This window comes from Alteromonas algae, from assembly GCF_049117195.1.
Lineage (GTDB): Bacteria > Pseudomonadota > Gammaproteobacteria > Enterobacterales > Alteromonadaceae > Alteromonas.
The window spans coordinates 3,718,080-3,743,114 of record NZ_CP185260.1; the positions used below are offsets into that span (position 1 = coordinate 3,718,080).

Below are 25,035 nucleotides of genomic sequence, written 5' to 3' on the forward strand. Positions count from 1 at the left end.
ATCAATCCATATAATCTTGTGGAGGCACGCGAAGACTTCGTTCACTAAAGATGCTATCTGGAAGGCCAACGTCATAACTAATATTTCTAAATTCCATAAGCGTATACCCCCCCGTTTCGAGGTCAGACACTTTGCTTCTTACTACCGTTGGATAACCTTGAACAGTATCTACCTTGACAGCTTCAACCCGTCGGTAGTTATCATCATGCTTATAGAAATCAATCTGCGTAGGCAAAAAGGTAGCTTTATCAATGTCTACAACATAACGCGTAAACTCAACCGACTCAGGCTTCTTTGGAACTGCATTTAATCTGTAATGCGTATCTGTCGTCTCAATCAGCGTAAAGCTGTCTTCAGCGATTGCCCGTCCCGATACATCTTCATAGAAAAAGTGTGAACCTACAAATGAAGTGCGCTTGTCACCCGCTGCGATACGTTTCACCAAATCTAGCGCAGGTAGGTACAGCCACCTGTCGTCATCGGTATTAAGGTCGGTATGCTTTTCAACGCGGAACACTGTATTTTGCACTTCCGTTGGGCGACTAAAAAACACCAGCATTCTCTGATCGCCGGTATCGATGCCTTCGTCGTCGACAACGTCCTTTCTCAAAATGGTAAACTGCCGCATTTGTTTACGCCCTTGGCTATCTACAATCATCATTCTTGCTAGCGACTTGCCATCATTTCCCGCGTAATACGCTGCTTTCTCAGCGTTTAGCACGATCGAATTAACGCTATTTTCATCATTCACGGGCGCGTCTGTATGCGCTTGTGCCAAGGCAGCGGTGCTTAGCAGTGAAATCAAGAAGCTAACCGAAACTCTTTTCAAGACACCATTTTTTAACGTTAATCGCATGTTAAGACTCCTTAAAAACCCAACGTTTGAAAAGTACCATTGCGGCAGGTAACACCAACAGTGTCACTAATGCCGATATAATCATAATACTTGCTAAGAAAACCCCTACCGTAATGTAGGGTACAAGCGGCGCAAAAAGCAGGGGCGTGAAACCTAATGCAATAACTAAAGCATTGCGAGATATAGCACTAGCAGGTTCGTCAAACATAGCGCGAAGCGTTTCGTCCACATTGCCTGTGTCTCGATATATCTCACGAGCCCTTGCTAAAAAGTGAATAGCAAAGTCGACTGACAAGCCTAAAGTTAGTGCTGATAGCACAGCAATAGGCATATCATAATCTTTTCCTACTATCCCAATTGCGCCATAAATAAATGTGATAGTAATGGTCAACGGCAACATCGCTAATACGCCATATATGAAGGAACGAAAAAGCAGAACCATCATGACAAAAACAATCACAAAAGCGCTTAACAAGCTGTCCAACATGCCCGCAACCATATTTTCCTGCCACACGACGTTGATGTACGCCTTGCCTGCCCATTGATACGACAGGCCTTCCGGTAAAGGGTTTGCAGTAAAGTAGTCATCCACTATTTTAAGCAATGCGGTCATATCTTGGTTATCACCACTGGTAAGTTGTAGCCATACAAGCGTTTGCCGATAGTCGGGCGTAACAAAGTGCCATAAATCTTGAGGACGATGAGAAGATTGATACTGCATAAGGGTTTGCGCAACGCCCGCTTGCGACGTAGGAATAAGATAATCCTTATCCTCGCCAGACCGTAACTCACGGTTAACAACTTTAACGACATCGCTAAGCGATTGGCTTTTACCCACCAATGGCTGCGTAGAAAGATAGTGCTGTAAATCGGAAAGCAGGGCCAAAGCTTCAGGGGTTTGAAACACCTGCGACTGCGTTTTTACCTTACTCACACGTTGGCTTAACCCATCTAGCGCAACCATCGCCTCATCAGAAAAATCGCTAAATAAAGCGTCATCGATAGACGTTGAAAGCTGTCCGAGGCGATTACCGGGCAGTTCCAGCATAATGCTCTCAAGGATCTGCTGTTTCCATGTATCTAACTCATTCGGTAAGGTAGTCTCAGCTAATAGTTGTGACGCTGACGCAGTTTTCTGATTATCGGTAAAAACAAGATAAGCATTGTACGTACCCGCAAATTCCGCATTTAGCGCTTTATCTGCCACGCGAATTTCATGATCCGCTTTAAACCACCTTACCGGGTTGTCGTTGATAGTTATTTTTGTAATGCCCCATATAGAGATAACACTTAGCAGCGCTACACCGATAAGCAATGCGCCGCGAAAATTAAGTGCGACATAACGTAGATAACCGACCGCACGACTTAGTACCGACGTGTTTTTCCCATCGTTTTTATGCAGTGCCGTTTGAAGCTTAATAAGGGACTGTTCAGACATGCCAGATATATAAGCAGGGATAAACGTAAGCGTAATAACGAACGCCAATAAAATACCAAAGCCAATGTAGGCACCGAATATTTGTACCGGCGGTATAGGCGTTAACATTAATGAAAAGAACCCTGCCGATGATGTCAGCGACGTAAATAACATAGGCTTTAAAAGGTGCGTAACTACCTCGGAAATAACATTTCCTGCATTTTCTCCAGGCTTATATCGGTCAGAAAACTCTGACAGGATGTGTACCGAGTCGACTACCGCTATAGGCATAAGAAAGATAGCAATCATGGATGACATAATATGAACGGTGAACCCCATACCGATGAGAGCGCCCATCGTAATAATTACCGTTGCCATGGCCACAATCATTGGCGCGTAGATTAGCGCTATATTTCTAAAAAACACAAAAAGTAGGATAAAAATCATCACGCCCGCAGCAGGCGCAGCAATCCCCATCTGAACAAACATTTCTACACCAAACTGATCCTCTGCAACAGGTAACCCTGTGATATGCCAATCAACATCGTTTTGATTTATTGAATTGTCAGATTGAAGGTACGTTCGTATCGCCTCTGCAATGCGATAACTTTCATTCTTATCCTTTATGGGGATATAAATTGCGGCAGCATTCCCAGAGGACGACGCGAGCGTATCGTAAAGAAGCGGTAAACGTTCGACGGCATCTCTAATTCTGTTCGCCCCCTCTTGTGTGGCAGGCGCAGCATCCATCAACCACGAGAATTGCAGTGTGCCGTTGTCTGATTGCGTAATATTGTCGACGGTTGAAAATGCCATAACATCTTGAGACACCACCCCTTCTATTGTTAAGGCATGGTCAGTAACCGCATTAATTTTTTTCAGTATCTTAGGTGTATAAATGCCGTTGTTATCCGCTTGTGCATTTTTCGCTATGGCCCCCACTACAATGGCGTCATGCATTGCAAACGTTGTTTTCACGTTGTTATGAAACACCCTTGCGCTGTGAGTTTGCGGCAGCATGTTTTCCGGGTCGGTATCTATTTGAATAAGTCGGATTTGAAACGCGGCAAAGCAGCTTATTAGAAAAAGTGAGAGATATACCCATCGCCGCTTGTGCGTGCTCATAAACAGTAGCGCTTGTGTAATAGCATGCATGATACCAACACCTTAAATAAGAATTTATTTATATAATATTTTTCTAATATTAATGCAAATTTTGTAAAATGCAACTTTCTATGCTGAATTACAAATCAACGTGTATAAATTCGACACTACATTAAGAAAAATTTACCCAGTGGTAAGTGCGTCACTTTCTCAAAAAAATCAAAAAATAAAAATAGCCAATTAAATCATATAATTAAAAACAAATTTCACAATGACACACATTGGCACAGGATTAGCATATTACTAAGCAACGAAACAACAATGTGTATTCATGTAGCTAGGATGGCTTAGTGTTACAGAGTAACCATGAATACTTGTTTTACACATTGCCCGCTGACGACATGGAACGAAATGGAAGAGCATCAGCAATGGATTCAAGGAAGAGGGTAATTTCTAAAACAATCGCGTTGTTATTGAATGAACGTTGTAGCTAACACCAACAAGGAACGTTGTTTAAGGGATGGCTGGAGAGCCGCTAGGTTAACACGGTAGTTAACGCATTATTTATCAAGGATTGTATAAGTAATGTAGGGAAAGTTAGTACATGTTTTCAAAAATTCGTTGATACTTGGTTGATTGGAATGGTGGTTAAGGTAAACCCTAAATTCCTGTGAGAAACAAAGCAATATGCTTGGATGCCTCCCATCACCAGAAAAACAGTGACGTTGTTTTATGTACGAAGGATTGTACCCCTATTCGGTGATGCAGATTCATTTCTGCAACACCTACCTTTGAGGAGATTACTACTATTCCTGATGGTAGTAACTCACCTCTCCCTTCAAGGCCCTTTCCCGGCCTTAAAACCTCTGATTTGGCCCGCCTTTGGCGGGCATTTTTTTGTCTGTATTGTGGTACACTCAATCCGTCTTTAACTTCATCGATGCCGCTATGCCAAACCACGCCGCTTCGGCTACGTTCCGTATTTTATTTTGCGCACTCTTGGCCACAGCTATTGGTCAAAGTGTCATGCTTACTACCTTGCCATCGATGGGAAGAGAAGCGGGATTATCTGAATTTCATATTGCTATCATCATGTCTAGCTCTGCCTTTATCTTTGCGCTTGGCACCAGCGTATGGAGTAAAGTTGCCAAGCGAGCAGGCTTTAAGCGCATTCTTATGGTGGGCTTATTCGGCTACAGCATGGGGACATTTTTCTTTGCAAGCGCATGGCAAATGGGCTTCTCCGGACTAATAACGGGCACGTCGCTATTCCTTGCTTTGTTGGTTAGCCGCAGCATGCAATCGACTATCATGTCTGCGACGCCCCCCTCCGCAGTAGGCTATGCCATTGCGATAAGTACACAACAAGAACGGGTGAGCGCAATCAGTAAAGTAACATCGGCCAGTAACGTGGGCCAAATTGTCGGCCCCGCGTACGCGGGGTTACTTGTTGGTTTTGGACTCCTTACACCGTTATACAGCATTGTGATACTTACAATAGCCGCATTAGTTGTCGTATGGCTAAAGCTTCCCGCTATAGCACCAGCAGCGGCAGCAGAAAACAAAATAACATTAAGTAACAAGCCTGTTCATCACAGCATCGTTCCGCTTCTTCTTGTTGCCTCTTGTGCTGGCGTTTTTTGCGCCATGGCAATGATGCAACAGACCCTCGGGTTTTTCTTTATCGATTTTTACGGCAAAACTACCGTAGAAGCGGCGCAGCAAGTTGGAACAGCAATGATGGTGAGCGCTGCGGCATCACTTGGCGTACAGCTTTTACTTGTGCAGCGCGCTCGATTCTCGCCAGAAAAAATGATTAAAATCGCCCTTCCGCTTTTAGCCGTGGCTTACATGCTGATGTACACCCACCAGCAAATAGCGACCTTATACATTGCCATGTTCTGCATGGGTACGGGGATGGGGATGGCCTACCCATCGCTTACCGCGACAGCGACCAGCTACTGCTCTGAAGAAAAGCAGGCCTCGGTTACTGGGCTTATTACTGCAACACCGGCTATGGGGTATGTCGTTGGCCCACCCGTCGCCGCAATGCTTTATCAAACTGATATTAATTCGCCTTTTCTCGCAGCCAGCATCCTTATGGCTGCGTTTGCGATATTGGTTACCGTTACGCTTATCAACACAAATAAAAAAGCAAAAGAATAGGTATGAAAATAATTACACAATTATTTTAAAAAACGCGGAACCTTTTTTGTAAATTGCTATCTTACTTATACATGAAGTCGTTGAGTGTGCGTATTCATGGTGTGTAAATGTGTTTTCCAAGTGATATTGTGTTTTTTTAAGGGGCGTAATGCCCCTTTTCTTTTGCCCATAAGCCTCTCCCTTCTATTTCACTGTAGCTTCCCCCCTCCTTACCTGTTTTATAGCAATGCGAAAAGCTTTCATTATTATGTAATTCATACACAACAATTACGTAAGCATGTACACATAAAAATAAAAATTCATTATAAACAACAACTTAATATTGGAATAAGGATTGCTTCATTATATATGAAGCAACAAAATTTTTAATAACCATTATTAAGGAGAGCATAATGAACAGTGATCGTATCGAAGGTAACTGGAAAGAAATGAAAGGGAAAGTTCAACAGAAGTGGGGCAAACTATCTGACGATGATATGGACGTTATTGACGGACGCCGTGAAGAACTTGTCGGCAAGATACAACAAGCCTATGGCAAAAGCCGTGAAGAAGCAGAAAAAGAAGTTGATGAGTATCTGAACTAGAATTACTGATTGGCTACACCTAAAAGCACAATGCCTTTATTCGGGGCATTGTGCTTTTGATTATAAATACTATTCGCCCAACCCCATGTTTTGCTCCCACCATGGCGCGGTAAAATTGATATGCTCATAAGGGATAGTGTTGGCATATTGTAAACGTACCGACTCCCAAAAGGCAGCTTTCAGTTTAGGGTCGAAAATGGCAAAATCACCCTGGTCGTAATATTGTTCAAGTAGCGTTTTGTAGGCTCCCACAGGTGTTAATGGATTGTCTTGACGCACAACCACATCACCACCATATGTTTCATACAGCGCCTTAGACGTTTTCCAACTTTTCGCCATTGCATTTGCCATTGCTCGTCGATAAGCATCAATTTCTTCACGGGAATATTCTGAATTGCTAGAAAGCTCTGCTGTCCACACCCTGATGGCGGAATAGGCAGACTCAACCTCGGTTGCACTGGGCTCTATGCTGTTTTTCGCGGCAAAATCAGCCAATACCGATTCAGTAATTTTTTCACCTAAAGCGCGTTGAACTAACATCTGGCGTACATCCTTTTCAGACATATCGCTAAGTATTGTTTGAAATCGATCAACGTCGTCTTGTTCTGGTTGAAGTTCGCTATTAGAAATATCACTGCCGAATAGGCGCGCGATTATCTCGTCCGCCGCTTGGGGTGTATTAATACCTAAAGAGATAACAATGGCAGCGAAAAGCACCATTGGAATTATATCTGAACGCGTCATTTAGAAAATGCTTCCTTTAAATCCTGTTATTAGCATGAACACGAAACGTATTCTTTGTTTTTAGAATTTTCCGTTAGTTTCGCGAAATGACCTTTTTGAGGATTATACTTTAGTGTAAAAGCGGTTAAAATTCCACTTTTCTACGTAAACTCTTTTGCTGGCTTTGTAGCTTTTTTGCTTCTCCACGACGAGCTTTTACTGCGCGACTCATTCTGGTTGGACGTCGAGGTTTGGGCTTTTTAGCACCCGCCGCAATCCATTCAACGAGTCGCTGAATAGCATCGTCCCGATTTTGCTCTTGTGTGCGAAAATTTTGCGCTTTCATCACAAAAACGCCTTCGCTGGTAATTCGCTTATCATTTAGCGCCAGCAATGAAGCCTTCAGTGTGTCCGGCAACGAAGACCGGTTGATGTCAAAACGCAAATGAATGGCACTGCTCACCTTGTTCACGTTTTGCCCGCCAGCACCCTGCGCTCGCATCGCATTCATCTCGATTTCGCTATCATCGATAGATAACGTGGGGGTGATTACTACTTGCATTTTTCTCTAAACAAACCAAATTAATGTCGTTAAGTGTGACATTCTCACCTAGTGATGTCTAATAAGCGGAATGAATAAGTATATTGACTGGCAGTGAGAATACACTTAGCTTAGTTTCATCCTTTACTAATAGTTTGTTATCTATGCATATCTTTTTCTTTGTACTCGCGCTTGTTGTATTTACCATCCTTGTTTCTTACATTGTGACAAAACGCGTTGATAAAAAAATTGAGGCTGGTTTCACTCCTCACGGTCACTTTACCCAGGTAAAAGGCGGTGTCATACATTGGGCGAAACAAGGCGACGGCCCAGCTTTGGTTCTCGTCCATGGGCTTGCTGGTAACACGCTTAATTTTAGTGAACTAACGAAGCGGTTAGCGCAGCAATACACAGTTTATAGCATCGACCGTCCCGGAAGCGGCTTTTCTAAAAGAGAACGTAATACCTCGGCGAGCTTTGAAAAACAAAGCGAGATGATTGTAGAGTGGATGGATAGTATTCGCCTTGAAAAAGCGTTTTTCGTTGGCCACTCCATGGGAGGAGGTATTTCACTTCGGTTGGCCCTTGATGCGCCAGAGCGGATTGCCGGAATAACACTATTGTGCCCGCTTACGGCGCCACTTACAGGAGGCGCGGGACCGCTTTCAATGCTTTATATCCCTAACGAAAGCCTTCGTAAATTTGTAGCCAAATCGGTGGCAACGCCCTATCGTATGAAAGTGGGCAAAAAGCAGATGGCTCAAATCTTTGCGCCAGAGCCAGTACCAACTGATTTTGCAACAAAAGGCGGCGGCGCATTGGCTTTGCATTCCGAATGTTTTTTTCACTCGTCAAGTGACACAGTAGCCGCGCAGAAAAGCTTGTATAAGCAAGTGGGAAAATATGGCGATATCTCATGCCCAGTAGGCATTTTGTATGGTGAAGAGGACGCGATACTAGACCCTACATCGCAAATGCCGCCGGTTACGACAAGCATTCCATTGGTACTATCAAAAACAATGCCGGGGGCGGGTCATATGATCCCTATTACCCAACCTAACGCCTGCATGGCCTTTATAAACGAAACAAATCAACTAGTGAATGCTAATGCTTAGTGGATCGTCGCTGCGGGTTTTCTTGTCGAATCCGCGCTAATGTTTATCGGCTTGGGCCTAAACGTAACGTCATTTTGACGAACCGCTCGCAAATAATCAGTCACTTTCCCGATACCATCACTGTCCAAACAAAGTAATTTGGGAGAGGTATTTAACGTTGAATGATAGCGATGAAACCAATGTTTCATCATTTCCGCGTCGCCGTCGGTAATACTAATGAGTAAATAATACATACGAATAAAGGCCAACTGTGTACGATATTCATACGACGATTTATCAAACCCTACTATACTTGCCCTATTCAGTGACGATAACGTCGCACCAAGTAATTCAGCGGCTTGGTCTTCAGAAAAGCCTATTTCCTGGTAGGCCCATGTAAACGCCCGAGTTACCACATTGTTTGAATAAGCAGTGTGCTGCATATTTTCTCTCATTAATCGTTAGCCGTTTATTTTTTTCGTTTTTTCCTTTTTTATTCATTGCGAAAACCGTTCCACTTCGACAGACGCGTTGCACTTAATATCCGCTAAAACAATTCCCTCCTATTTTTGGTGCTTACTGCCTGTATACGCTGTGCTGCTTTTGTTATCGATAATTCACGCCTGGGGGCTTAACCGTTCTAAAAAACAGAATAAAAACCACGAAATTTAGCAATAGTTGATCGTATTTTCTTTAGCTACTCTATTCATACTACATAACGTTCGGAAATCAGCATGAAAGGAAAATGGTCACGCAAGCTTATTGCGATCCACTGGATCAGCGCTTTGGTGGTGATAGGTATGTTCGCGTCTGGATTATGGATGGTCGACCTCACGTATTACAGCGACTGGTATAAAACTGCTCCGCACTGGCACAAAAGTATTGGGCTCATTCTATTTGTTGTGACGGCATACCGGTTGTTAATACGGTTGCGTGGCGATAGACCGGCTAGTTTTGGAAACCGCATAGAAAACATGACGAGCAAAGTCGTTCAGGGCCTTATTTACGGTTTACTCATGGTTTTATTTCTTTCGGGGTATTTAATTTCGACCGCTGACGGCAGAGCAATCTCTGTTTTTAACTGGTTTTCGGTACCAGGCTTTGGCGCGATAGTTGAGAACCAGGAGGATATTGCCGGTGACATACACTTTTATGTGGCATGCACCTTAATCGGCTTGGCCTCACTTCATGCAATAGCAGCATTTAAACACCACTTTATCAACAAAGACGATACCTTAAGACAAATGCTTAGGCTTCGTTCCAACAAATAATCAATGGAGATATCGATGAAAAAATTAGTACTTGCCATCACTGCCGCATTATCAATAGGTACAGCGAACGCAGCAGATTATGTTATTGACACAAAAGGCGCGCATGCGTCTATCAATTTCAAAATTCAACATTTAGGCTACTCGTGGCTAACAGGCCGTTTTAATGACTTTGGTGGCAAATTTAGTTACGACGAGAGCAACCCTGAAGCATCGAACATAACGGTAACCATTGATACCGACAGTATTGACTCAAACCATGCTGAACGAGATAAGCACCTTAAGGGTGACGACTTCTTAAGTGTCGACGACTACCCAGAGGCGACCTTTGTAAGCACGAAGGTGGTTAACAAGGGTAATGGCATGATGGATATTATGGGTAATTTCACCCTTCACGGTGTAACAAAGCCGATTACGATAGAAGCGAAAAAAATTGGCGAAGGTAGCGATCCATGGGGTGGATATCGCGCAGGTTTTATGGGCACAACCACCATTGCATTGAAAGACTTCGGCATAGATTATGATTTGGGCCCAGCCTCACAACAAGTGGAGCTATCGCTACACGTTGAAGGGGTAAAACAGTAAATACTGTCTGCTTATAAAAAACCTCCACCCAATGGTGGAGGTTCTTTCCTAATGAAGTTTTAGCTTAGGGCTTAGCGCTTGGCTAAGCTTTTTAACTAAGAGCTTAAGTGTGCCTTTCACTTTTCCATGCACAGCAAACTGATGCATATTGTAGAGGGAAACATAAACTAACTTTGCTAACCGGCCTTCGATAAACATACTGCTATTTGACAGTGAGCCCATTAAACTGCCCACCGTGCTGTATTTACTAAGATGCACCAAAGAACCGTAATCTTGATAAGTGTAAGCCTTAGCCGACTTCCCATTAAATAGCGACGAAATATTAAAGGCGACCGTATCAGCCATCTGATGGGCAGATTGAGCCCGAGGCGGAACCCATTTCCCATTTTCTTGCTTGAAGCCGCAACAATCACCCAATGCCCATATGGTATCAAAAGTGGTACTTCTGAGATGTTTATCTACAAGAATTTGATTAGCGCGGTTTACCTCAAATATATTCATGTTAACAATAAAGTCTGGTGCCTTGACGCCTGCTGCCCATACCATTAAATCAGCGTCTATACGTCCGCCATCTTTGGTAATTAGGCCATACTTGTCTGCCTCAGCCACCATAGTATTTTCTTTTATGTCCACACCCAGTTTGTGTAATGCTTTACGAGCAGAATTAGCAATGCGTTCCGGCAATGCCGGTAAAATACGCTCCCCCGCTTCCACAATAGTAATTTTAAGGCGAGACGCCGACATACCAGGCATTCCGTAGGCCTTCGATAAATTTGCAACGTGATGAAGCTGTGCCGCTAATTCCGTACCCGTGGCACCAGCACCTACAATGGCAACATTGATTCTACTGTTATCATCGTCTTGCTGATTAATGCGGATAAGCTGATTCAGTAACGCGCTATGAAAACGTTCAGCTTGCTTGAGCGAATCTAAAAAGTAGCAATTTTCTGCCACTCCTGGCGTTTTGAAATCGTTACTGACGCTGCCTACGGCTAATATCAACTGGTCGTAATGAACATGACGCTCAGGAAGAAGCTGCTCGCCATCATCGTCTAACAAAGGAAGTAACGTGATATGTTGGGCTTGTGTGTCTATTGAACACATTTCCCCAAGCTGGAACCGATAATGGTGCACTGCGGCATGTATTGCATAGTCCACGCCATCAGAGTGTTTATCAATGACGCCTGCTGCGACTTCATGAAGAAGCGGTTTCCAAATGTGTGTTCGACTTCTATCGACAAGCGTAATATCGGCGTGGTTCTTTTTTCCTAACGTACGACTTAAGCGGCTGGCAAGCTCGAGGCCTCCGGCACCGCCTCCGACAATGACAATGTTTTGCATGGGTTAACCTTATTTAAATCATTCCACGTATCGTCGCTACAAAACGACGATACGTGGTGCGACTTTACCCATGCGAAGGATGAAGCGTAGCTAAATTAGATTACGCGGTACTCAGAACCAGAGCAACCACTCTGCGCCCCTGCCGGCTGAGCCACCAGGAGCGTAGGCACTTAAATTAAAAACGATAATTAGCAGATAGCATCATATTACGAGGGCGCCCCGGGAAATAGCGGTCTCCTGTGAAACTGGTAAAGTCAGCACGGTCAGCATAATCGCGGTCTAATATATTGTTTATTCTTGCAACTAATGAGAGTTGTTCGTTTATTGAATAACGTAAGCGTGCATGCAGTAAATCATGCCCTTCATATTCGTTTAGATTCTCGGGGTCAGTGTAATAAGAGGAAACATGTTGCCATTCAAGCTGAGCAAACATAGCAGGCGTAATCTGATAGTTCACACGAGTGTTAAACAGTAGCTCTGGTGCAGTATCCATATCGTTACCTTTGATATTGATTTCGCCCGAACGTTGGTCGTGCTCATAAGTATGGCGTGCATAGGTACCGGCAAACGCAATATCAACAGAAGGGGTCAGTGGATAGTTTGCGGTAACTTCGATACCTCTGTGCCAAGTTTCACCGTTGCTTACGTTAAAAAAGTCACTATCACGGTAGATGACATTGTCTTTTCTAAGGCTATAAAGCGAGACAGTATAACTTCCACCAGCGAATGTACTTTGAACACCAATCTCCGCATTGGTGGCGGTGACCTCTTCTAAATCGGCAATTTGCTGGCCACGCTGCAACCGGTAAAGCTCTGTTGCTTGGGGTGCTCGGTATCCTCGAGAAAGCCCGCCGTAAAGACGCATGCTTTCATTTAACGAATAGCTTAGCGATAGCTTAGGGCTGAACATGTTGAAATTACTATCACCGCTTTGTGGACGCGCATATCGACATCCACCAAAACCACATTCGCTGCCATCTTCACGGGTGCGTCCTGTGAGCATATTATTGGTGTAGCTATACTGCATACTTTCGTAACGGCCCCCTAACGAAATATCCCATTGTGAAGTCTGCCAGTTGAGTGAAAAATAGGGCGCGATGAGGGTCGCATCAACATCGTAATCATAATGTTTACCCTCGGGCACAGTCTCAACTAAGAATGCCGAGCCTTGCGTTGCAGACGCTTGTGCTTGCAGCAAACTCCCTTGTGTATATTCTGCGTCAACGCCAGCATCTATATTAAACCCATCACTAATGACATGGCGATACTGCGACAATAACCCCAACCCTTTTTGCGCGTTTTCTTCTAATGGTTTTCCGGGCAAAAAGTGCATCCTAAAATCCATATCTTGATTGCGAAGGTAGGGCGTCAGCGAAAGTTGATGCCCTCCCTCAATCGTCATATCAAACTTGCTCCACAACCGGAAACTTCGGGCCTTACGAAAAGCTTCAGGATTAGGGTTACTTTGCGCAATAACGTCGTCTTTGTAACTTTCAAAACCGGTGATATACCCTGCTGTATCTTGGTCTAATTGGGTGTAGGTTAACCCCGAGGTAATGTCGATATTATCCAGCGTAATACGATGACGTAGATTGAGTTTCTCTTGATCCACACCCTCATCAATTCGATAGCCTGTATCGCGAGTTACACTGGCATTAATACCAAAGCCAGTATCGCCAAAATCATTACCCTGTCGAAATTTAAGCCTATGGTAACCAAACGACCCATAATCTATTCCAACGAAACCTCCATCGCGGGTTGTATCTGGGGTGATGACATTGATAACGCCATGTATAGCATTAGACCCATAAAGCGGGGATGCGGGCCCTTTTAGCACATCAATACGCTGCGCCATTTCACTATGCGCTTCAAACAGTTCGTTAATATTGCAAAAACCCGCTGCACGCAATGGAATACCATCCTCGGCAGCGAGAATACCGCCGCATGCGCCAGCGCCCGACAAAACCGGAGACCGCAAAGCAGGTAAATATTCCTGACCATTGCCGCGCTGAACGCCCGCGCCTGCAATATAATTTAGCGCCTCTTCAATATGCTGAGGTGAAAGTAATCCGATTGTCGACGCATCCACGCTCGACACAACATATCCAGCATGCTGTTCACTGCCCGCCAGTCGCGTTCCTGTTGTTATCACACGCTCGATTGCGTCGGTATCTTGCGCTAATGCAATAGTTGGAAAAGCTGCCACTAGGCTGATTATAGATACACTGAGCGTACGTAACATGTTGGTCCCTTGCGAATAGTGAAAGCCCGTATGCTGATATATATTCCTGTTGAATGCTAGCGCATCTAGCGCACTATCAACCATTTCTGTCTTATACGGTCGTTAACAACACTAAGGCGCACATATGTGTTGAGCAACCTGGGCCAAACAGTGCGCTACTCAGATGCTAATTCATCAAGTACCGAAAAGAGAACATTTGCGCCCACTCGAGACACTTCTTTGTCGTACAGGTTTTCAGTATTCACCCCTTCTTGGCCTCCGGCCAAATCACTAATGGCACGAATGACAACCCAATCAACATTATTTACTGTACATACTTGCCCTATTGCAGCAGATTCCATCTCTGTAACTTCAGCGTCGAATACCTCTCTGGTCCATTGACGGTATTCTCGGTTATCCATAAAGACAGACCCTGTCACCCCGTTACCCCCAACATGCAATAGAGCATTTCGCTCATTCAAAATGCGCTGCGTGGGCATACTATTAATGGCTTCTTGGGCAGCAGCAAGCAACCGTGTAGACGCAGAAAAATACGCTGTATCCTGAGGTTTATCCAACCCTTCTTTTACGATTAACACTTCATCTGGATGAATAAAATGAAACGGTTTGTAGTTAGGATAATGCGGATCGTTTGCTTTTCGTTCTGGCTGTTCTTCTAAGAACCTAGCGTAATACTCAGGAAGGACATACTCTCCTGGTTTTCCAGGCGCTTCGTTGGTATACACGCTTTCATCATGGTAATACCAACGCGCTGGCACAATGACATCACCCGGTTTCCATTTAGGGTTTACCGCACCTGCTATTCCCATATAAACCACTTGCTTTACAGGAAAGTAATCTAACGCCATTTGCATTGTCATCGATGCATTGGCAATACTCATTCCAGTTGCAAATACCAAAATAGGCTCATCATGATAACGCCCTAACCGGTATGTTACGCCTTTTATTGAGAGGGTTGAGTTAATGCTCGCGTTAGGATCAGTGTCGATTTTATTGAGGATTCCCTCCATCTCGGGTGCGTAAGCGACCACCACCGCCGTAAACCCCTCCACTTCAAATTTCGCGGGGCCATAGTGTGGTGCAGAGCTGCACCCCGCTAAGCCGAATAACCATGGTAGTGCTATCACAAATAATACGGCGTACTTTTTCATAAGCTTTACCCTTCTCATTATTGGCATTAATACCCAGTACACTTTTTCAATAAACGATATATAAAAATGCATTTCAATTGAATATTTATTGATAACTTACCATCTAAGCAGATTAATTAAAGTGTTATTTCAATCGTTTACATTTTGCCTACAAAAGACACACTCAGCGCTAACAGACTGCGCGTTAACTGTGCAACAGGGGACCATTAAAAGCAAAGATGCGCTCTTTGTTGAAATAAATACGCTTAGCTGCATAGAAATGTGATTAAGTGTTTTGGCGCTTCATTAAAAATTGTTTATATTTACCGGTAAGCAGCGCTAAACAACTCGGCACTCTCGCGCTATCAATGAATCGCACCTTTTAGGTTCGTTTTAATTCATTGGCGAAAGAACAAAAGCCGATGCGTACTTCGCATGCTTCGTGGTCTCAATGGTGAATTTTAAGGATATGAAACACCATGAATATGAAAATTCTTCGTTCTTTGCAAGTGTTTACGGTTGTCGCAGACAGCGGAAGTATGAGTGTAGCAGCACGCGAGCTGCATATGACCGTATCGGCAATAAGCCAACAATTACGTAAATTAGAAAACGAGCTGGGTCTTAGCCTTTTTAACAGAAATACCAGAAAGTTAAGCTTAACCGAGGCAGGACGCATCTATTACGAAACCAGCAAGAGTATGCTGCAAACGGCCACAAAGGCTCAACTGCAGATTGAAAACCTTCACGATGCACCCGCAGGCAAAATAAAAATTGTAGCGCCAGAAGGGTTTGGGGGTGGTTTGCTTAGCGAACCCTTAAAAAAACTGTGTGATGAATTCCCTCAAATCACAATATCGCTTACCGTAACCGACGAACCTACTGACATTATCGCCTCTAGCGCCGACCTAGTATTAAGCTTCTACCCAGTATCAGACACAAACTTTAGCAGTTTAAAACTTGCGACATGGCGACGTATTCTTTGCGTGTCTGCTGATCACCCTCTAGCGAATAATACGCCCGACCACCCAGAGCAATTAAGAGGGCATTCATATATTAGCCATAGACACGTAGAGGACTATTCATTAACGCACAAAGTACATGAAAGCATGGTGCTAGATACCCCTCGCATTGATGTGAATTCGATGCAGACGATGATTCAACTTATCCATGATAGCGTGGGTTATGCTGTATTGCCGGAACCTGAAGTGCGTCATTTACTGCGTAGCGGAACAATGAAACAGCTTTTTAGTGATTGGCATCTACCCGATTATACTGTGTTCGCAGTAACGCCAAAACATGACTTAATTCCAGCGAAAATTAGCGCCGCCGTTAAGTGTCTTCAAGACCTGTTTGCTCAAATTTAAAAAAAGCGCCCAGAAAGGCGCTTTCTACGATGAAGCTGTACTCTTGATTCAATTAGAACTGTGTATTGAACTGTACACTTAAAATATGCGCAGTGGCCGATTGGCTTCCAACCATGGTGGACGAAATACCTGTTGCTCCTAAACCGCGTGTTTTATTAATGCTGGCTTCGCGACCATTGATGTAGGCATAAGCAACATCAACCGAGCTGTCCGTATCAATAGCATAGGTTAGTCCTGCCGTAACCCAATGACGATCGGTATCTGGGATGCTCAACGAGCGATTCTCAATCGTCACTACACCATCGTCGTATGCATAGCCTGCGCGCAAGGTATATTCATCATTTAGCTTATAAGTAACACCCAACGAGCCTCTCCAAGAGTCGTCAAAGTTTTCCTCTTTAATCAAAAAGTCTTCGCCATTAGCTAAATTGGCTTCTAGCTTCTGAAATGCACTCCAGTCAGTAAACACAAAACTTGCTTGAATAGACCACTGTGCATCAAGCACTTGATCTATCGCTATTTCAGTAATAGCCGCTAAATTAAGGTCTAGACTACCGGCTTGATTAAGATCAGCAGACAACGCTGAACTGACTTCGCCATCTAATTCTAATTTGGTTTCTGCGCGATGTGAGAAGCCAATATTGGTCGTTGCTGTCGGCTGCCAAAATATACCAGCATTCCAACCATAACCGATATCATCGCCTTCAAGCTTAAATACCGACGCATTTGCTACAGGAACGCCTAAAACCGGTGTTAGTGAGTTAGGCAGTGCAGAGCTTATTTCCGCCTCTGCATAGGTTAAGTTTAGACCGAAACCTACACGTAGTGTGTCACTGACTTTGTATGAAACAGCCGGATTTAAGGTAAACGACTTCACTTCTGCTGTATCGGCAAAATGTAGCGCTTCAAAATCATCACTATAATCAGAACGTAAACCATACGCGGTAAATCCACCAACGCCGACAGACCATGCGTCGTTTAACGGTCTTACGTAAAAGAAAGACGGCACGATAGCAGTATCGGCAATATCGTCGTCTGACGCATCAGCGGAAGCAATAATTACTGGGCCCGCATCAGTTGAAATTGAAGATGTTGTTTGCCCATTAACATCAACGTTGGGGTCGATAAAACTTACTGATGCACTAAAATGAGACGTAGTGAACATACCGATAGCTGCAGGATTAGTTGCTAATACCGACGCGTTTTCAGGCATTGCTGCTTGGCCTGCCATCGCGCGCCCCAAACCATTAGCGCTGTGCTCGTTAACTTGAAAACCTGCCGCCAATGCGGACGTCGAGGAGAAAGAAATCAGTGCCATACACACTGAAGCACGTACAGAAAAATGTTGCGACATAGAGTACTCGTTATATAGAAAAAAATGCAGCAGGCATTCTACGGACGAGAACAAATCTGTTCAACAAAAGTAAACACGTTTAAAGCAAAATCATCGAATTTTTTAAATTTTAATAGCATTTTCGACGATTTTATCACCGACAATGATAACCCTTAGTTACGCACACGTTGCCAACTTGTAAATGCAACTAAACCTACGTAAGAATAACGGTTGAAGTGATACTGCCAAGCGCTTACGTGTAAAGCGGCAATATTAAGTATCGCGCACATAATATTAAAGGCGCTTGGAACACTGAAGCGAAGTTATATATTTAGTTCAAGTGCTGAAAGAATGCCTTCGCGCAACGAGATTAAGGTAACAGGCTTGGTGACGATATCATTCATCCCTGCTTGCATGAACGTGTCATGGCGTTCTTTGAATGCCTCAGCGGTTAAGCCAATAATAGGGACTGAAGCATTGTCATTCGTAAGCTTACGAATACGGTATGTTGCTTCAACGCCATCCATTACTGGCATATGGATATCCATCAACACAAAATCGATACCTCCCTCTTCAACGCGCATAGCCGCTTTTAGGCCATCATCAACGTGAATAACATTACAACCTAATTGCTCAAGAAGCGCCTGAGCAACGACCGCATTGATTGCGTTGTCTTCGGCAAGTAGTGCGGTTTTACCCGCAAGAAGGGCGGCACTGCTCTCGCTTGAATCAGCATCAAGAATGGCGGGTTCCATTAACGCTTTGCGCGCGTTAACAGTAAACGATACCGTGAAGCATGACCCTTCGCCCACACGACTTACGACATCAATGTCACCGCCTAGAATCTGAGCAAGTTCACGGGCGATGGCAAGCCCAAGCCCAGTGCCTCCATAGCGGCGTGAAATAGATGAATCGGATTGTGTGAAGCGTTCAAAAATTTGCGGCAGTCTCTCAGGCTCTATGCCAATCCCCGAGTCTTTCACTGCAATCACTAACGTATGCGCTTTCGTTTCATCACAGACCTCACCCTTTAAGCGAGCCGAAACATTTACCGTACCCTCGTGCGTAAACTTAATCGCATTGCTCACTAAGTTAATAACAACTTGCCTAATTTTGGTGATATCACTGGCAACTAATACCGAGGCCAAGTTGCGACTTTTGTACGTCAGTCGAGTATTATTAGCACTCGCGTTAATTCCCAATAGCGTCACCAAATCATTCAACATGGTATCAACATCAAACTCGGTGACGTCCACCTCGGTCATACCCGACTCTATTTTTGATAAGTCGAGCACGTCGTTAATAACTTGCGCTAATATGGTGGATGATGTCTTAAGATCGCGAGCATATCGCGCTTGCTTTTCAGACAGCTCGGTATCGAGAAGTAAAGACGACAAGCCTTGAATACCGTTTAATGGGGTGCGAATTTCATGGCTCATTACGGCCAAAAAGTCGGTTTTCGCCTTACTCGCTTCCTGCGCTTGATGTACATAAGCTTCAATATCTTTCGACATAGACTCGACATCTTTCGCCAAGTCGCCTAACTCATCATTGCTGGTTACGTCTACCGACACTTTTTGATGGTGCTGGGCAATACGAGATGTTGCGGCTTTAATCTTAGTGATGGGGGTCAGTACCATATACTGAGTAGCATTGCCCATTAAGATAATGACGACAACCAACGCAAACAACGTAATAACACACGTCAATAATGCAATATTGGACAATGAAGATTGTAGCGTTTCAGCGGTCTGACTAACGGTTACTTTCCAGTTCCACGGATTAAACTCGGCACAGGCAAAAAATATATCGCCTGCTATGCTCTCTGTTTCACCGAACGCCACACGCCTGGCGCCTATTTCAGTAATAGTTGCCTCAGCGGTGTCTAGAGGCTGATATACACCGCTATTCATCTCAAGCGTAGAAAACAGTATTTCACTATTTACCTTGCTCACAATGGTAAACTCTTTACCCGTGACTCGGTGCAACGCGACCAATTCATCAAACACTTCAGTCTGATAAGCGTTTAAAAATACAGGAACATTTTCAAGCCCCGAATTAACGAGTAGCTCATGACGCTCTTCAACCAGGTCCATGACCGTAAGTGTTAATGTTTGCTGAAGTAACTGATATTCCTTTTCTTTCACAGAATCATAAGCCGTAAGGTAAGCCCAATACCCGGTTGTTGCCATGCCTATACAAAGAATAAGCATGTAAATTAAAAGAAGTTTAGATTTTATTCGCATAACGCTCTTGCCTTCTTATTGATACACATGGTTTTTAGCCAACTTCAGGTATGACGAAGGAATAGGCATATTCAGTTTTATCGCGCTAGAAACATTAACGGCCACCGTATATATTTGCGTTCTGCTTACTGGTATTGATGATGCGTGCTCACCGCTCAAAATACGCTTTGCTGATGCGGCGGCTGACTTGCCAATACTGCTTGAATCAGACACCACGCCTAATAGCGCGCCTTGTTTAACCGACGTAATGCTTTCAGAGAAAAGCGGCAACAAACCGGTCTTCGCATAAAGTGTGGACACTAATTTGTCGGCTTGAATCAAAGGGCCAGTAGACAACCAATAGCCATCAAGTTGCACCTGTGAACCCAGCAACGTATTTGTTATTTCAGTGCCCATTTGAGAAACACCATCTATCCCTTCTCTGTAAGGGGTACTAATCGGGATGAGGTTAACATTAGGGTAATCGCTGTTCAGTGCTACAAGACTTTTCACTAAATTTGCAGAGGAGGGATATTCAGAATGCAACAGCCCTATATTGAGAGGCTTAGATAATTTTTTACTGCCCAACAGACCAGCAAATAAATCGAGTTTCACGCGTGCAGATAACACGTGTGATTCGCCCGTGATATTCGCCGAACTCGTTGTTCCAAACGCATCGACTACGCCTTCTTTTATTGGGTCTGCCACAGTCATGAATAGCTTAGGGATATGCTCAACTGAGGGCGAGTTAAACACGGCGCGTGTTGCCAGTGTCGCCACCGAGACTATTAGGTCAACAGGCACTTCCCGCGACAAGCCTTCAATAATATCTTTTGCTTTTCTTTCACTGCCTTGCGCATTGTATCTTTCTATCTGAACTACATCATCTTGTGCTAACAACCTAACCTCATTAATAAACGCATTCGTTGAACTCGTTACCAGCGGTAAATCAAGCGTCTCAATAATGACAACACGGTAAGTGTCTGCCTTGGTGGTGTACGATGTGAATGTGATAATTAGTAAGCATATCGAAAATACAAATTTCATTCAGGAAAGAGCAACGCTCACAGTGGGAGGAGAGTGCATTAATAATAGTGACTTATGTGACATTTGCCTAGCCTTTACACAAAAATTATTAGACTAAAGTTTAAATCAAAAGAAAGACAAATAAAAAAAGGAGCGTTAGCTCCTTTTTCACAGTTGTGTATTTTTTAACTTTACTTACTCAACGGTAACCGATTTCGCTAAGTTACGAGGTTGGTCAACGTCTGTGCCTTTGATAAGGGCTACATAGTAAGACAACAATTGAAGCGGTATAGTGTAAATGATAGGTGCGATCGGTGAGTCGCAGTGTGGTACATCGATAACACGCATGGTCTCATCGCCAAGGAATGCCGCGTCTTTGTCAGCGAACACATACATAATACCGCCCCGCGCTCGCACTTCTTCTACATTACTTTTAAGCTTCTCAAGCAGTTCGTTGTTTGGCGCTACTACAATCACTGGCATTTCTTCATCAATAAGCGCCAGAGGCCCGTGCTTTAGCTCACCAGATGCATAAGCTTCTGCGTGTATATAAGAAATCTCTTTTAACTTAAGCGCACCCTCCATCGCAATAGGGTACTGGTCGCCACGACCTAAGAACAAGCTGTGATGTTTATCTGCAAACTCTTCGGCTAAGTCTTCAATTCCGTTAGTGATCGCTAAAGTTTCTTCAAGCTTCGCGGGTAAGCTTAGCAAGGCTGAAGTAATCTCGCTTGCTTCGCCCTCGTCCATGCCATTTTGCTTACCAAGCGCAAGCGTAAGCATAAGGAATGCGGTTAACTGAGTCGTAAAGGCTTTGGTCGACGCTACACCTATTTCTGCACCGGCTCTTGTCATGAACGCAAGGTCTGACTCTCGAACCAACGATGAACCTGGTACATTACATATGGTTAGGCTTGCCATATAGCCCGCCTCTTTCGCCAAACGAAGTGCGGCAAGTGTATCTGCAGTTTCACCTGACTGAGAAATAGTAATAATAAGGCTATTTTCATGTACTACCGACTTGCGATAACGAAATTCAGACGCTATCTCGACGTTACAAGAAATGTTTGCATATTGTTCTAACCAATAACGCGCGGTCATACCGGCATGGTAGCTTGTACCACATGCAATGATTTGCACATGCTTCACTTTTTTGAAAATCTCGTCCGCACCCTGACCGAAAATACCTGCGACCAATCCATTTTCGTCAATACGATTTTGAAGCGCGTTGCGCACTACAGTGGGTTGTTCATGGATTTCTTTAAGCATGTAGTGACGGTATCCACCCTTATCACCGGCATCATGCTCGATATTCGATTCGATGACTTCACGCTCGACAGGGTTGCCATCTTTATCAAAAATAGACACATTCCTGCGAGTAATTTCAGCCACATCACCTTCTTCTAAGAAGATAAAGCGACGGGTAACAGGCAGCAGCGCCATTTGGTCAGAAGCAATAAAGTTTTCACCTACTCCTAATCCGATTACTAATGGGCTTCCAGAGCGTGCAACGACCACTTTACTGGGGTCGTGCTTGTCCATAATTACCGTGCCGTAAGCACCGTGAAAGGTTTTCACTGCAGTTTGAACCGCTTCTAACAGTGAAACCCCGGTTTTCAAAAATTCGTGCACTGTATGCGCAATCGTTTCAGTATCGGTATCGCTGGTGAAGGTATACCCTTGCTCGGTAAGTGATGCGCGAAGCGATTGATAGTTTTCAATAATACCGTTATGCACAACCGCAATACGCTCAGTAGAAAAATGCGGGTGGGCATTTGCTTCTGTCACGCCGCCATGCGTTGCCCAGCGTGTATGAGCAATACCGGTTGTACCTAACGCTTCATTTTCTGCAACCGCATCAGCCAATGCTTGTACTTTACCTGTTCGGCGTATGCGTGACAGGGTCCCGTCTTGTTGCAACAATGCAACACCCGCCGAGTCATAACCGCGGTATTCTAAGCGCTTTAGGCCTTCTAACAGTATTTCTACAACGTTACGTTCGGCAACTGCGCCAACTATTCCACACATATTTTATTCTCCATCGCGCAATACGGTAATCACCGAGACGCCCTGCTTTTCAATATTATCTTTATCAACACCACTGATCCCCGTATCGGTGATCAATGTTGTTATAGTTTTCCAATCTAACTCTAAATTTGGCATTTTATGAGACAACTTCTTAGAACTTGCCATTACTACAACATGTTTCGCTGCTCGCGCCATTGCACGGGTAACACCGGTCAACTCATTGAATGTTGTGGTACCCCGCGCTACGTCAATACCTGCTGCTCCAATAAAGGCTAAGTCGTAACTGTAAGCCGAAACTAACTGCTCGGCCATCGCGCCCTGAAAAGACTGAGAGTTTGCATCCCATGTGCCACCCGTCATAAGCACAGTAGGCTCACTCTCAGACGCGGTAAGGGCGTTAGCAACAGGCAGCGAGTTGGTCATTACCACCACATCTCGAATACCCTCCAAAAAGGGGATAAGTTGTAACGTTGTCGTGCCACCGTCAATAACGATTTTGACACCTTCGGCCACAAGCTCTGCGGCAGCGTTGCCTAATGCATCAAGTGAACGTTTACGAGGCAGGCTAGAAGATGTTGGGGTAGACGACTCATCAGAGGGGCTTGTAATAACATTTTTAATCGGCGCTGCTGCGCCAAATTGTCGAATCAACATGCCTTGCTGGGATAGGTCAAGTAAGTCTTTTCTGATTGTGACTTCTGAGGTATTGAACATACGCGCAAGCGCACTTACTTGAGTGAGGCCATGAGTATTAACCCATGCAACAATACTATTTCGACGTTGAACTACAGACTGCCTCACCACTCAAAACCTTTCAAAATGAAACTAACGAAAATAAGTTTGCGGATAATAGAGAGTAATATTTCAAAACGCAAGGTTTTTGCTCTATTTATAGTCGACACTGCGCTGTGCTTTACTTGCCTGTATCGCGTATTCCATTGTCTTAATGACTGAAATAACAGACTGCCCGCCTGCTGGCGGAGCGGTATCATTAATAATCGCATCAGCAAACCTAGCATAAAACGTTATGTATGCGCCCTTTTCCGTGACTATGGTTCGATATTCATCTTCAGTGAACCATGTGCCATTTTCATCTTCAGGCGTTGTAGCAAAATTGCTGTCGCTTACACTCAGACCACTCCTGAGATGCTCTTCTTGAGGGTCCAAATGAAACTTTCGAAAGCTACCTGTTGTTCCCTGAAGATCGAATCGTAATGTTGGACCAGCCTGAAAAGACGCACTGCCTAATCGGGTAACATGGTCGGCGTAGTAAAGCGTGATATCAAAGTTGTCATCCGACTCAGCATTATCACGTAACCGCATAATATCTGCCGAAACTCTCAATGGCGTGCCAAATAACTGTAATGCTTGATCAATAAGGTGAGGCCCTAAATCCCAAAATATTCCGCTTCCTGGCCCAGCGTTTTCTCTCCATCTATCTCTAGGCTGAGGGCGAAATCTATCAAAACGGCTTTCAAAGCGCTTTAGGTCACCAAACGCATTCTCATTCAGCATTTTTTTAACTGTTAAAAAATCACCATCAAATCGACGATTATGGAATACACAAAGCTTACGGTTTTTCTTATTCGCTAATGATACTAATGCGGCTGCCTCTTCGCTACACAGGGTAAAAGGCTTTTCCACTAGCACATGGCAGCCTGCCTCTAGTGCGTGCTTGGTTTGCAAATAGTGAAGGTGGTTTGGCGTAGTAATGACGACAACGTCGAAATGATGACGCTGTAAGGCCTCGTCTAATGAGGAATACACCATCGCATTGGGTAAAGAATGGTGCGCCTTGTCAAGCTTTGACGTAACAACACCGTCAACAGAGAATGTAGAAAGCGATGCTAAAAAAGGAAGGTGAAAGGTGGTTGCCGAAAAACCAAAACCAACGATAAGTGTGGAAAGCATGACCGCCTCTCTAGAACGTAAAAGGCAGAAGCATCAGCGTCTGCCTAGTCTAAAAAATGATTGAACCTAGCACACTACAAGGGTCGCCGTGAGGTAT

The 25,035-nt window shown here is 44.2% G+C and carries 20 protein-coding genes; 6 read left to right on the forward strand and 14 right to left on the reverse strand.

All coding sequences use genetic code 11. The annotated features are described in order from the left end of the window. Position 1: 1 nt before the first annotated feature. Together ACOJRU_RS16475 and ACOJRU_RS16480 are read right to left on the reverse strand one after the other, a co-directional pair. Entirely contained in the window at positions 2 to 856 is an 855-nt protein-coding gene (locus ACOJRU_RS16475; protein WP_421132804.1) for an outer membrane lipoprotein-sorting protein, read from the reverse strand. Position 857: 1 nt separating this feature from the next. Continuing rightward, positions 858 to 3,428: an efflux RND transporter permease subunit gene (locus ACOJRU_RS16480; protein WP_421132805.1), complete on the reverse strand. Its 2,571-nt coding sequence runs from the start codon at positions 3,426 to 3,428 to the stop codon at positions 858 to 860. Between the two features lie 846 nt (positions 3,429 to 4,274). On the opposite strand from ACOJRU_RS16480, the gene ACOJRU_RS16485 reads away from it, so the two are divergent. Then, positions 4,275 to 5,543 (forward strand): MFS transporter, encoded by a 1,269-nt coding sequence (locus tag ACOJRU_RS16485; protein ID WP_421132806.1) that lies wholly within the window; start codon positions 4,275 to 4,277, stop codon positions 5,541 to 5,543. Positions 5,544 to 5,935: 392 nt separating this feature from the next. Then, complete coding sequence (locus ACOJRU_RS16490) at positions 5,936 to 6,127, forward strand: CsbD family protein (protein WP_421132807.1); 192 nt, start codon at positions 5,936 to 5,938, stop codon at positions 6,125 to 6,127. Between the two features lie 69 nt (positions 6,128 to 6,196). Here the strand turns inward: ACOJRU_RS16490 and ACOJRU_RS16495 are convergent, their stop codons facing one another. Further along, the gene (locus tag ACOJRU_RS16495; protein ID WP_421132808.1) at positions 6,197 to 6,871 is read right to left on the reverse strand and encodes a hypothetical protein; all 675 of its coding nucleotides are present in this window, start codon (positions 6,869 to 6,871) and stop codon (positions 6,197 to 6,199) included. A 124-nt stretch (positions 6,872 to 6,995) separates the two neighbouring features. Further along, positions 6,996 to 7,412 (reverse strand): alternative ribosome rescue aminoacyl-tRNA hydrolase ArfB, encoded by a 417-nt coding sequence (arfB, locus tag ACOJRU_RS16500; RefSeq protein WP_421132809.1) that lies wholly within the window; start codon positions 7,410 to 7,412, stop codon positions 6,996 to 6,998. Between the two features lie 83 nt (positions 7,413 to 7,495). Here arfB and ACOJRU_RS16505 point away from each other — a divergent pair, with 83 nt between their 5' ends. Next, on the forward strand, positions 7,496 to 8,506 hold the full coding sequence (locus ACOJRU_RS16505; RefSeq protein WP_421132810.1) for an alpha/beta fold hydrolase: 1,011 nt from the start codon (positions 7,496 to 7,498) through the stop codon (positions 8,504 to 8,506). Here the strand turns inward: ACOJRU_RS16505 and ACOJRU_RS16510 are convergent. Continuing rightward, positions 8,503 to 8,928, reverse strand: coding sequence for a hypothetical protein (locus ACOJRU_RS16510; RefSeq protein ID WP_421132811.1), 426 nt, complete (start codon positions 8,926 to 8,928; stop codon positions 8,503 to 8,505). The genes ACOJRU_RS16505 and ACOJRU_RS16510 overlap by 4 nt on opposite strands. Before the next feature lie 291 nt (positions 8,929 to 9,219). On the opposite strand from ACOJRU_RS16510, the gene ACOJRU_RS16515 reads away from it, so the two are divergent. Next, the gene (locus ACOJRU_RS16515; protein WP_421132812.1) at positions 9,220 to 9,756 is read left to right on the forward strand and encodes a cytochrome b; all 537 of its coding nucleotides are present in this window, start codon (positions 9,220 to 9,222) and stop codon (positions 9,754 to 9,756) included. Between the two features lie 15 nt (positions 9,757 to 9,771). Next, entirely contained in the window at positions 9,772 to 10,338 is a 567-nt protein-coding gene (locus tag ACOJRU_RS16520) for a YceI family protein (RefSeq protein WP_421132813.1), read from the forward strand. Between the two features lie 48 nt (positions 10,339 to 10,386). On the opposite strand, the gene ACOJRU_RS16525 is transcribed toward ACOJRU_RS16520, so the two are convergent. From ACOJRU_RS16525 to ACOJRU_RS16535, 3 genes are all read right to left on the reverse strand, one after another. Next, a complete protein-coding gene (locus ACOJRU_RS16525) occupies positions 10,387 to 11,679 on the reverse strand; it encodes an NAD(P)/FAD-dependent oxidoreductase (protein WP_421132814.1) in 1,293 nt (430 codons plus the stop codon). A gap of 175 nt (positions 11,680 to 11,854) precedes the next feature. Further along, positions 11,855 to 13,921 carry a TonB-dependent receptor gene (locus ACOJRU_RS16530; protein WP_421132815.1) on the reverse strand — a complete coding sequence of 689 codons (2,067 nt, stop codon included), beginning with the start codon at positions 13,919 to 13,921 and terminating at the stop codon, positions 11,855 to 11,857. Between the two features lie 155 nt (positions 13,922 to 14,076). Continuing rightward, positions 14,077 to 15,072: a purine phosphorylase gene (locus ACOJRU_RS16535; protein WP_421132816.1), complete on the reverse strand. Its 996-nt coding sequence runs from the start codon at positions 15,070 to 15,072 to the stop codon at positions 14,077 to 14,079. Between the two features lie 458 nt (positions 15,073 to 15,530). Between ACOJRU_RS16535 and ACOJRU_RS16540 the strand changes: the two genes are divergently transcribed. Beyond that, on the forward strand, positions 15,531 to 16,415 hold the full coding sequence (locus ACOJRU_RS16540; RefSeq protein WP_421132817.1) for a LysR family transcriptional regulator: 885 nt from the start codon (positions 15,531 to 15,533) through the stop codon (positions 16,413 to 16,415). A 52-nt stretch (positions 16,416 to 16,467) separates the two neighbouring features. Here ACOJRU_RS16540 and ACOJRU_RS16545 read toward each other — a convergent pair whose 3' ends face one another. The 6 genes from ACOJRU_RS16545 to ACOJRU_RS16570 form a co-directional block, all read right to left on the reverse strand. Next, on the reverse strand, positions 16,468 to 17,769 hold the full coding sequence (locus ACOJRU_RS16545; RefSeq protein WP_421132818.1) for an OmpP1/FadL family transporter: 1,302 nt from the start codon (positions 17,767 to 17,769) through the stop codon (positions 16,468 to 16,470). Positions 17,770 to 18,071: 302 nt separating this feature from the next. After that, positions 18,072 to 19,994, reverse strand: a complete 1,923-nt coding sequence (locus tag ACOJRU_RS16550; protein WP_421132819.1) for an ATP-binding protein — start codon at positions 19,992 to 19,994, stop codon at positions 18,072 to 18,074. A gap of 15 nt (positions 19,995 to 20,009) precedes the next feature. Then, on the reverse strand, positions 20,010 to 21,020 hold the full coding sequence (locus ACOJRU_RS16555) for an ABC transporter substrate-binding protein (protein ID WP_421132820.1): 1,011 nt from the start codon (positions 21,018 to 21,020) through the stop codon (positions 20,010 to 20,012). Between the two features lie 174 nt (positions 21,021 to 21,194). Then, positions 21,195 to 23,027 carry a glutamine--fructose-6-phosphate transaminase (isomerizing) gene (gene glmS / locus ACOJRU_RS16560; protein WP_421132821.1) on the reverse strand — a complete coding sequence of 611 codons (1,833 nt, stop codon included), beginning with the start codon at positions 23,025 to 23,027 and terminating at the stop codon, positions 21,195 to 21,197. 3 nt (positions 23,028 to 23,030) lie between these two features. Further along, a complete protein-coding gene (locus ACOJRU_RS16565) occupies positions 23,031 to 23,831 on the reverse strand; it encodes a DeoR/GlpR family DNA-binding transcription regulator (RefSeq protein ID WP_421132822.1) in 801 nt (266 codons plus the stop codon). Positions 23,832 to 23,912: 81 nt separating this feature from the next. Beyond that, entirely contained in the window at positions 23,913 to 24,938 is a 1,026-nt protein-coding gene (locus tag ACOJRU_RS16570; RefSeq protein WP_421132823.1) for a Gfo/Idh/MocA family oxidoreductase, read from the reverse strand. Positions 24,939 to 25,035: the final 97 nt, after the last annotated feature.